The 9,704-nt window shown below is 31.5% G+C and carries 6 protein-coding genes and 1 pseudogene; 1 reads left to right on the top strand and 6 read right to left on the bottom strand.

Features of this window, described 5'->3' with window-relative positions; all coding sequences use genetic code 11:
* Positions 1–180: 180 nt before the first annotated feature.
* The 6 genes from A2255_09910 to A2255_09885 all read right to left on the bottom strand — a co-directional run bounded on the left by A2255_09910 (position 181) and on the right by A2255_09885 (position 9,196).
* Positions 181–2,604 carry an ATP-dependent DNA helicase RecG gene (locus A2255_09910; protein ID OGI21055.1) on the bottom strand — a complete coding sequence of 808 codons (2,424 nt, stop codon included), beginning with the start codon at positions 2,602–2,604 and terminating at the stop codon, positions 181–183.
* Between the two features lie 106 nt (positions 2,605–2,710).
* Positions 2,711–3,721, bottom strand: a complete 1,011-nt coding sequence (locus A2255_09905) for a hypothetical protein (protein OGI21054.1) — start codon at positions 3,719–3,721, stop codon at positions 2,711–2,713.
* A complete protein-coding gene (locus A2255_09900) occupies positions 3,721–4,707 on the bottom strand; it encodes a glycosyl transferase (protein ID OGI21053.1) in 987 nt (328 codons plus the stop codon). The genes A2255_09905 and A2255_09900 overlap by 1 nt, the downstream gene beginning before the upstream one ends.
* Positions 4,708–4,720: 13 nt before the next feature.
* Entirely contained in the window at positions 4,721–6,403 is a 1,683-nt protein-coding gene (locus tag A2255_09895; protein ID OGI21052.1) for a hypothetical protein, read from the bottom strand.
* Positions 6,404–6,497: 94 nt separating this feature from the next.
* The gene (locus A2255_09890) at positions 6,498–8,261 is read right to left on the bottom strand and encodes a hypothetical protein (protein ID OGI21051.1); all 1,764 of its coding nucleotides are present in this window, start codon (positions 8,259–8,261) and stop codon (positions 6,498–6,500) included.
* Positions 8,262–8,326: 65 nt separating this feature from the next.
* The gene (locus tag A2255_09885; GenBank protein ID OGI21050.1) at positions 8,327–9,196 is read right to left on the bottom strand and encodes a hypothetical protein; all 870 of its coding nucleotides are present in this window, start codon (positions 9,194–9,196) and stop codon (positions 8,327–8,329) included.
* Between the two features lie 170 nt (positions 9,197–9,366).
* Between A2255_09885 and A2255_09880 the strand changes: the two are divergent.
* Positions 9,367–9,704, top strand: a pseudogene (locus A2255_09880) (hypothetical protein).

The raw sequence follows: 9,704 nt of genomic DNA, 5'->3' as shown, positions 1-9,704 counted from the left end.
GAAATTTTTTGTTTGTTACTTAGTTAAGGACTTTAATAGTGTGACTGAGTCACCTACAAAAATACCTATTAGAATGAGCTTGTAATTTCAAAAACTCGTCGTTTTAGAAATTGTAAGCTCCCGCTTCGCTCATCAAAATCCATAAGTATTTTTTACGCTGTCCTTAGTGGTAAAAAATATTTACCCGGCTCCGATTAGTTCCAAGCCTTCATCTATTTTTTGATTCATTATTTTATTTAATAGTGGATAGTTAGTGATTTCATCTTTTGCAACAAAAGCAAAGGCTGTTTCTCTTGCTAATTCAAGTATTTCTGCATCTTTGACCAAATCTGCAAGAATTAGATCCGGTAGCCCACTCTGTCTAGTGCCTATAAATTCACCAGGTCCTCTTATTTGTAAATCCTTTTCTGCAATAACGAATCCGTTATTAGTTTGTACCATGACCTCGAGTCGTTCCCTGGTTTCTTGGGAATTAGTATCCCCGACTAATACACAATAAGATTGTTCCTGACTTCTTCCTACACGACCCCTTAGCTGGTGCAGTTGTGATAGTCCAAATCTTTCTGCATTTTCAATTATCATAACTGTAGCATTTGGAACATCTACTCCAACTTCTATAACAGTAGTGCTGACCAGGATATGATATTTTCCTGCTCTAAATTCTTCCATTACCTTATCTTTCTCAGTAGGTGGGAGTTTTCCGTGTACTAAGCCAATATTTAAATCAGGAAATACAGTTTTTTGCAGTTTTTCTGCTTCTTTTGTTGCTGCTTTTGCCGATAAGGTTTCCGACTCTTCAATAAGTGGGAAGACAATATATGCCTGATGCCCTTTTTCTATTTCTTTTCTTATAAGAGTATGAGCTTTTTTTCTGTCTTTTGGGCTAATTAAAGCTGTCTTTATAGGTTTTCTACCTGGCGGTAATTCATTAATAATAGTTATATCAAAATCTCCATGCATAGTTAGGGCTAAAGTTCTTGGAATAGGAGTAGCAGTCATGGTAAGCATTTCAGGATTGGTGCCTTTGTTTTTAAGTTCTGATCTTTGTCTTACTCCAAATCTATGTTGTTCATCTATGACTACCAGGCCTAAGTTATTAAACTCTATATTTTCCTGTATAAGGGCATGTGTTCCCACTGCAACGTTGATTTGCCCGTTTTTAAGGTTCTGATGAAGTTCTCTTCTGATTTTAACCCCATGTTTACCGACAAATAAGCCTACACTTATGCCAAGAGGTGTTAACCATTCTGTGAAGTTCTTATAATGCTGTTCGGCAAGAATTTCTGTAGGAGCCATTATTGCTCCCTGATAATTATTTTCTACAGCAGCAAGTAATGACATTCCTGCTACTACAGTTTTACCGCTACCTACATCACCTTGCAATAACCTTTGCATTGGTTCAGGGTTACTTAGGTCAGTTACTATCTCATTAAAAGCTTCTTTTTGCGCATTAGTTAACTCAAAAGGCAGTGATTTTATAAATTTATCAACTAAACCATCTTTCTTGATATTAAGCATAAGTCCATTAGTGCTTGATTTATACTGTTTTCTCATTAAGGCCAGACGTAATTGGATAAGGAATAATTCATCAAAAATTAATCTTCGTTTAGCTCTTTCTAATGATTCACTTGAATCAGGGAAGTGAATCTGTTTTATAGCTGTGACTTTATCAGTTAAGCCTAATTTTTCTATAATATATTCAGGTAAAAAATCGTTTATTGTATTTGAATAAACTTCAATTGCATTATAAATAGCTCTTCTTAAGGTCTTGATATTCAGATTTTCAGTGAGGGCATATACAGGTACGATTCTGCCTACGTGAAGAGAATCTTTTTCTTCAAAATCTCCGCTTAATATCTCAGATTGGGCTTTGTCAATAACGAGTCTTCCTGTATAGCTGTCAAGTTTTGCGGTTCCTGATAGGATTATATTTGCTCCCTGGGGGTATTGAGATTTATATCTTTCCAGCATAAATTTATTTGCTTTACCATAGAACCAGCTAGCAGAGATTATGCCAGTATCATCAGTTACTTGAATGCTTATAATCGTTAAGTTTGAGCGTTTTTTGCTGGTAAAGACATTGGTAGATTTTATAGTACCAAAAATAGTCACTTCCTGACCTATTTTAAGATCTTTTATAGGGGTCCTCTCTGCATAATCAAGATGTTTCCTGGGATAATAATGCAGGAGATCTTGAGCAGTAAATATTCCAAGCTTATTGAGCAGGAATCCAACTTTAGGGCCTACTCCTTTAACATACATTACATCAACATCTTCAGGATTTTTATCAGATACTGTTTTTATTTTTTTAGCGGTTTCAGTGGCTTTTTCTTCACAGAACGGATTTTGTAAGTGTTTAATTAGCTGTTTGATAGATTTCATTCTGGTTGATAAATCAGCTACAGCATATCTTTCAAAAACATTATACAAATATTCCCATTTTGGATTATTGGGATCTATTTTAGCAATTTGCCTTAATTCATTATAAATAAATTTCGAAAAAGCGCATTTTTTTCCGACTATATCAATATAATGATGCTTAATTTCAACTTCTATAGCTTTTTTAATAAGATCAAGATTTTCTATTTTTTTAACTTCAGTCATACATAAATTTTCTAAGTTATTGTTGTTTGAATTCAGGAAAGATATACAACAATATTATAAAATGAATTGACAAGAAAGACTCGTGTTTAAATTAATGGTAGATATTTTAGCTTTGTGTTTGTGGTTTATCTAATTCTATGCCTTGATTTGAGTTAGGTTCATTATCCTCATCTTCAAATTCAAAGTTCTCAAATTCTTCTGGAGGTGGTGTATGTTTACCTTTTATGTAGAATATACCACCAATAAGACTTGAAAATAATACAATTCCAAACCAGTAAATACCAAATGCAAGTGCAGTTGATGATTTAATTCCTATGAGTGATAGAAAATATATGTAAGTTCCCTCGCGAGGGCCTATTCCATTAAATGCTATAGGGATGAAGCCGGCCATTGCAGCCATTGGATATAGTATGAAATAATATGCCAGCGGGATATTTATCCCCATGGCTTGTCCGATAGTCACATGGATTGCGATAATTAATAAATGGAATAAGACAGACCAGTATAATGCTTTTACAAATATTCTTGGATTGGCCCAATAAACTTTTATATCTCTTAATAGAGTTCTTACCCATTTCTTTTTCTTCATATAAGGCAGAAATAAATATGGAAAAGTCGGAGTAATAATTATTGTTAACAACGACATAAAGCCCATAAAAGCTTTAGCTTCAAAAGGAACAGGATCACCAATTGGTGAAAATAGGGCTATTGTAGCCATCCATACGATAACTATGACTCCGGTATATCTTTCTGCAAGTACAGAGTATACAGCAGGAGCTTTTCTGGAATCTCCTTTTGCCAGATAATAGCATTTAGTTATATCACCGCCTACTGTGGTTGGCAGGAATAAATTGAAAAACATGCCGATAAAATAATAATCAAAGTATTCTTTTAATTTATTTTGAAATCCTGCAATTTGAGCAAGTAATTTCCATTTGTATGCGCTAAGTAATTGTCCTAATATATATAGAAATACGCCTAATATCAGGATTTTATGGTCTGTTTCTATTAATGATTCCACTATTTCAACAACATTAGAATTACGAAGAAGAAAATATATAAATATTATACTAATTGCAATTCTTAAAAATAACTTTAGAATCCGTCTTTTATTCACTAGTTATAAACCTCTTTAACTTTGTATATAGCTTTGTTTTGTGACTCATAATATGTTCTGATTTGTATTTCAGCAATTATGCCTGTACTTATTAGTTGAAATCCAGTTAGAATTAATAGTACACCAAGTAATAAAAGTGGTCTATTACCAATATTAGTTGAATAGATTATTTTATCAAATGCTAAATGTAAACAGATAGCTAGACCGGTAATGAATGAAAAAAGGCCTATTCTTCCAAATATATGAAGAGGTCTTGTCATAAATTTTTTAAGGAATACAACTGTTAAAAGATCCAGAATAACTTTAAATGTTCTAAAGATATTATATTTGCTTTTGCCGGATTTTCTTGCATGGTGCAAAACGGGGATTTCTGAGATACTAGCGCCCTCTATACTGGCAAGAGCAGGTATAAATCTATGTAATTCGCCATAGAGAGATAATTCTTTGGCTATTTCTGCTCGATAAGCTTTTAATGAACATCCATAATCATGTAAATATGTTCCTGTCATTTTGCTGATTAACATATTAGCTAGCATAGATGGGATTTTTCTTGTAATAAAATCATCCTGCCTGTTTTTTCTCCATCCGCTAACTACGTCATATCCTTCTTCAAACTTGGCAATAATTCTTGGAATATCAGCAGGATCATTTTGAAGATCTCCATCCAGTGTAATTATTATGCCTCCTGAAGCATAATCAAAGCCTGCTGCCATAGCTGCTGTCTGGCCAAAATTTCTTCTAAACCTTACTGCTTTTATAGTAGAAATCTCTTCAGATAAAGTTTTTAGTATTAAATGACTGCCATCAGTTGATCCATCATCGATAAAAATGATCTCAAACTTTCTATTAAGATTCTCTAAAACCTTTAATAATGATTCAGCAAGGACTCTTATGCTCTCAGCTTCATTAAAAACAGGTATTACAATAGATAAATCTACTTTTTCTGTTGTAATATTCATATAATTTTGAATCTGGGCTTGAGCCATTTCGTAACCTCTTTTATGGAGATGTAATGTTAATATTTGAAATTAAACTGTATCTTGCCCCTTTTCTTACAAGGTAAAATTTAGTGTTAGCTTGAATTTCATTTAAATCTTTATTTCTTGCTGCTATTAAAATTGGATTTTGGTTATTTAAAATCTCAGTAAGTTTGTCTATACTTGGTATGTCAATTATTTTATGTCGTGAGTAAAATACAATACTTGGTTTTGTTAAGTTATAAGTAACAAGCTTATTATTAAATAAAGGCAGACTTTTTGAAAGTGTTATGTAATTAATCAGGTCTTTTTGTCCTGAATTATAAACAATGTGTACAATATTGTTTATTGCGACCGAAGTTATAACTGACATCAGGATTATAGTTGTTATAAAAGCCTTAATTTTATGATTTTTCTTTAGATAAAACAGCATAAAAATAGGAATAACCATAAATATTATTATAAAAATTGGATTAAAATGAGCAACATGTAACTTTTCATCTCTGGGTAAAAGCAAATTTAATCCAAATGTTGCTATAAGTCCCATGATGAAGCAAACTGCAGTAAAAACTTTAGCTGATAAATTGATCATTTTCGTATTTTTATTATTTTGAATAAAATCATTCCACATGTTTCCTGTTAATAATGACATAGCAGGAAATAGGGGAAGTATGTATGTTATTAATTTGGCTTTTGAGACACTAAATAGTGCAAGCATAGATATAAACCACATAATACTCAATGTAATGATTTTTGACTTATTATCAGCCTCTTTGAGCAAGGCAAAGTTGAGTTTTTTAAATTCTACTTTAGAGTTAACAATATGTTTACATAAATTGAGAATTTCTTTTATGGCTATGGGAATAAAGTAAATAGCCCAGGGGAAAAACCCTATAAAAATGACTGCAAAATAGAAATAAAACGGTTGTTGATGTTGAATGAAATCTCCTGAAAATCTGGAGATATTATGTTTAATAAAGAAATAATCAGTAAAAGCTCTACCATGCTCTGCAATAATTGCGTAATACCAAGGAATTACAGCTAACGCAAATATTATAAAACCAGGTATTGTAAATTTAGGATTTAAGCTTTCTTTTAATTTCCCTGTAAGAATTAAATATGGAATAAGCACTATACCTGTTAATATGATTCCTAAAGGGCCTTTAGTCAATACTGCTATTCCACAGAACAGATAAGCAAGCCACCACCAACATTTTTTAAATGAGCTTTTAGAAAATGTTGCTAATATTGCAGAATATATAGTTGCAGATACAAAAAAGATGAGTGTCATATCTGTAATTGACATCCTGGCCATTGCAATAAATTCAAGACTTGTAGCTAATATTAATGAGCTGATTAGTCCAAATGATCTTGAAACAGTTGTTCTTCCAAAATAATATGTAAATAAAACCAGAGCCGTTGCTAATAATGCTGATGGAAATCTTGCTGCAAATTCTGAAATACCAAAAAATAAGAAAGAAATCATGACTAACCAGTAAAAGAAAATTGGTTTATCAAACCTTAATTCATAGTTAAAGTAAGGTGTAATCCAGTTTGAATTTGCCAGCATTTCTCTTGCAGCTTCAGCATATCTTGGTTCATCAACATCAATAAGTTTGTAGCTGCCAAGCTTAAAGAAGAAGAAAAAGGAGCATACTAATAATAGTAATAATATTATGGATGATTCTTTTTTGAATATTTTCATATATAACCTTGATTATTAATAAATTTAGACTGTTCTATAGGTTTTAATAAGCCTATAGAACAGTCTAATTAAAAGGAATTGAAATTTAAAGAAATTAAGCTAAATTTTTTACCAAATCTTCATTAGGGTTTACAATTAAAGTCTTTTCATTTGAATAAGTTACATACCCTGGCTTTGAATGTGGAGGTTTTTTGAGGAATTTTCTTTTTACATAAATTACAGGGACATTTGATGAGTTTTTTGCCTGACTGAAGTATGCAGCAATATTTGCAGCTTCTTCAATGGTTGTTATAGGTATTTCAATATTTTCCTGCGGAACTTTAATAAGTACATGAGAACCTGGAATATTTTGTGTATGAAGCCACATATCATTTGGAGAGGCAACTTTTGATAATATATACTCATTTTGCCTGTTATTTTTGCCTACATAAATTTTATAACCAGCTGTTGATGTATATTCAGTTAAGCTAAACCCTTCTTTTTTAACTTTTTCTTGGGGTCCTCCCTGCTTTTTTAATGCTTTAAGAATATTCTGGCCTATTAGTTCATCTTTAATTTGCTTTAATTCTAAGATTGTATCTGATTGATTTATAGAAACTTCAATAGTTTCAAGATAATTTAACTCATCTTGGACCTGGATAAGTAAGTTCCTGCTTATTCTAGAGGCTGTTTTTGCTTTATTATAAAGTTTATAATATCTTTGAGCGTTAGCATTAGATGATTTGGCTGGATCAAGCTGAATGACTACAGGTTGGTCATCTTCATAAAAGCTAATGAGTTCTACTGAATCTTGTCCAGGATAAATTTTGTGCAGGTTTGCCATTATGATATCAGCATATTGTCTGTATTTTTCTGCTTTTTCTTCTGATTCAAGATTTTTTTTATGTTGGGATAATTTTGCTTTTTCTTTTTTTATTTCTTTTTTTATGATTGTTAAAAGTTCTGATTTTAATCTGGTAAAGGCATCACGATAATATTGATAACCAAAATACAAGTCGACCATTGAATTTACGGAATTAATTTTCTGCCATTCTATATCAGAATTTATGCTTATTAATGAAAATAGTTTTTTATCTTTACTTATAGATGGATTCAGGTTTTCCAGTTTTAGTGTTTTTACGGCTAAATGATATAAATTACTGATTTTTTCTCTAGAAATAGCTATTATTTTATCTTTTTCAATATCAATTTCTGTAGCTTTACATAATTCTGTAGCTAAGGCGAGGCTGATATAATTAAAGTTTTCATTTAGCCAAACATTTATTGTCGAAGGTATAGCCATAGTATGAGTGTAAAACTCTGCTTCAGATATTTTCAATAAATCCATTTTTTTAGGTTTTGGAGGATAAATATATGGCAAACCTCCTGCTACTTCTCTTTCTCTGCTTTTTTCAGGGCCAATATGGTGAGCGCTGCCAAGAATTACATTTGTTTCATAATTATATAGAATAATATTACTATGTTTACCCATAAGTTCGCAGGCTAAAACAAGCGGAGCTTTTTCTCCTAATTCGTTATAACTGTCAAAGTATAATTCCAGAATTCTTTCATATTTTGGCTGTTTAACAGCTTTAATTTTAGCTCCTTCCATATGTTTTCTTAGCAGCATACAAAACATTGGCGGCTTTTGTGGAATTTCAATACTTCTATACGCTTCTCCCTCTTTAGTTAGAAGAGCTAAATGAGGGTATTTGGGGTTAATGCATATATAAAGCTTATAATTTTTTCCTTGCGAACGGATTCCAAGAAGTATCTCATTTCTTGAAGGCTGCTGAACTTTTTGAACTCGACCTGAGGCTAAAATAGGCTCGAGTTCATTTAATAATACTTTTAATGTTAGTGAATCAAAATTTATCATCGTTTTAAATCTGTTTAAATTAACTCCCCAATACATTTTGTCAGATTATATTGAATAATATCAAGTTATTGGGATTTATCCATAACTTTAACTCGTGTGCTGCATTTGGGATATGAGCCTAAAAACCTATATAAATTGACAAAAGGTGCTATTTTTCCAATGGTTTTTTGTACGTTATCGTCTTCGATATGACCATCAAAATCTATAAAGAAAGTGTATTCTCCAAAAATCTTTTTTGATGGTCTTGATTCTATATAAGATAAATTCAGGTTATTTTCTTTAAATGCAAGAAGCACGTTTACCAGAGACCCCGGTTGATTACATAATGATACAGCTATCGAGGTTTTATCATTTCCGGTTGGTTTTGGTAAGTAAGAACTGAGACATACAAATCTTGTTAAGTTATCTTTCTCATCGTTAATATCTCTTGCCAGGATATTTAGTTCGTATACTTCAGCGGCTTTATATGATCCTATGGCTGCATAATTCTCAGGTAAATCTGACAGCTGTTTTACAGCTTCTGAAGTGCTTGGGGCTGATAATAGTTCAATATTATCAAAGTTTTTTGAGATAAAATTCTGGCATTGAGCAAGTCCTTGCGTGTAAGAAATAATTTTATCTATATTTGATAGATTATTTGATTTACTTATAAGACAGTGAGATATTGGAATAATTATTTCCTGAGTGATTGTTACTCTTGATGTGGTTTTAATTAAGGTGTCAACAGTTTCTCTGACAACCCCTTCTATAGAATTTTCTATTGGAATAACCCCAATAAACTCGTTATGCTTATCAACAGTCTCAATAACTTTTATAATAGAAGATTGCGCCATAGGTTTAAAATTATCGTATCCAAGTATTTTAGCTGCTTTTTCTGCGGCTATTTCAGAATACGAACCTTCTGGCCCAAGATACGTAATGGTTTTTCCGATCATTATTTTTTCCTCAAATATTAGAAATTTTTTAATTAAGTGTAATTTAATTATATCTTTGAAATACGGAAATAAACCTATATTTTAAAATTATTTATCCATATAATATAGCAATTTTTTTTATTGAGAGGATTTATTAGTATTGAATAATATTATATTAAAAGGGACATAAAATGAATAATATAAGTGCTAATCCTGTTGCTTCTCGTTATTCAGCAGTTATGCCGAAAAATCTTAATAGTAAGGAAAGCCCACAGACTAAACTTGATGATACCAAATATGACAACTCACAGGTTCGGGATAATTATGGTCGTTATATTGCCTTTAAAGCTAATTTAAAACCTGTTCAGAATAACAATAATGACCCAACTCCTGTTAAATTAAACAAATTAAGAGATGAAATGAAGAAGGAAAATATAGATGTCTTGCTTGAGATGTCTACAGACAAGTATTTAAATGAAAATGTAGATAAAAATCAGAGTCAACGTGTATATATAAGTGATTTTACCGG

The sequence above is a fragment of the Candidatus Melainabacteria bacterium RIFOXYA2_FULL_32_9 genome (assembly GCA_001784615.1).
In the GTDB taxonomy this organism is placed as follows: Bacteria; Cyanobacteriota; Vampirovibrionia; order Gastranaerophilales; family UBA9579; genus UBA9579.
This window is presented reverse-complemented; position numbering and strand designations above follow the sequence as displayed.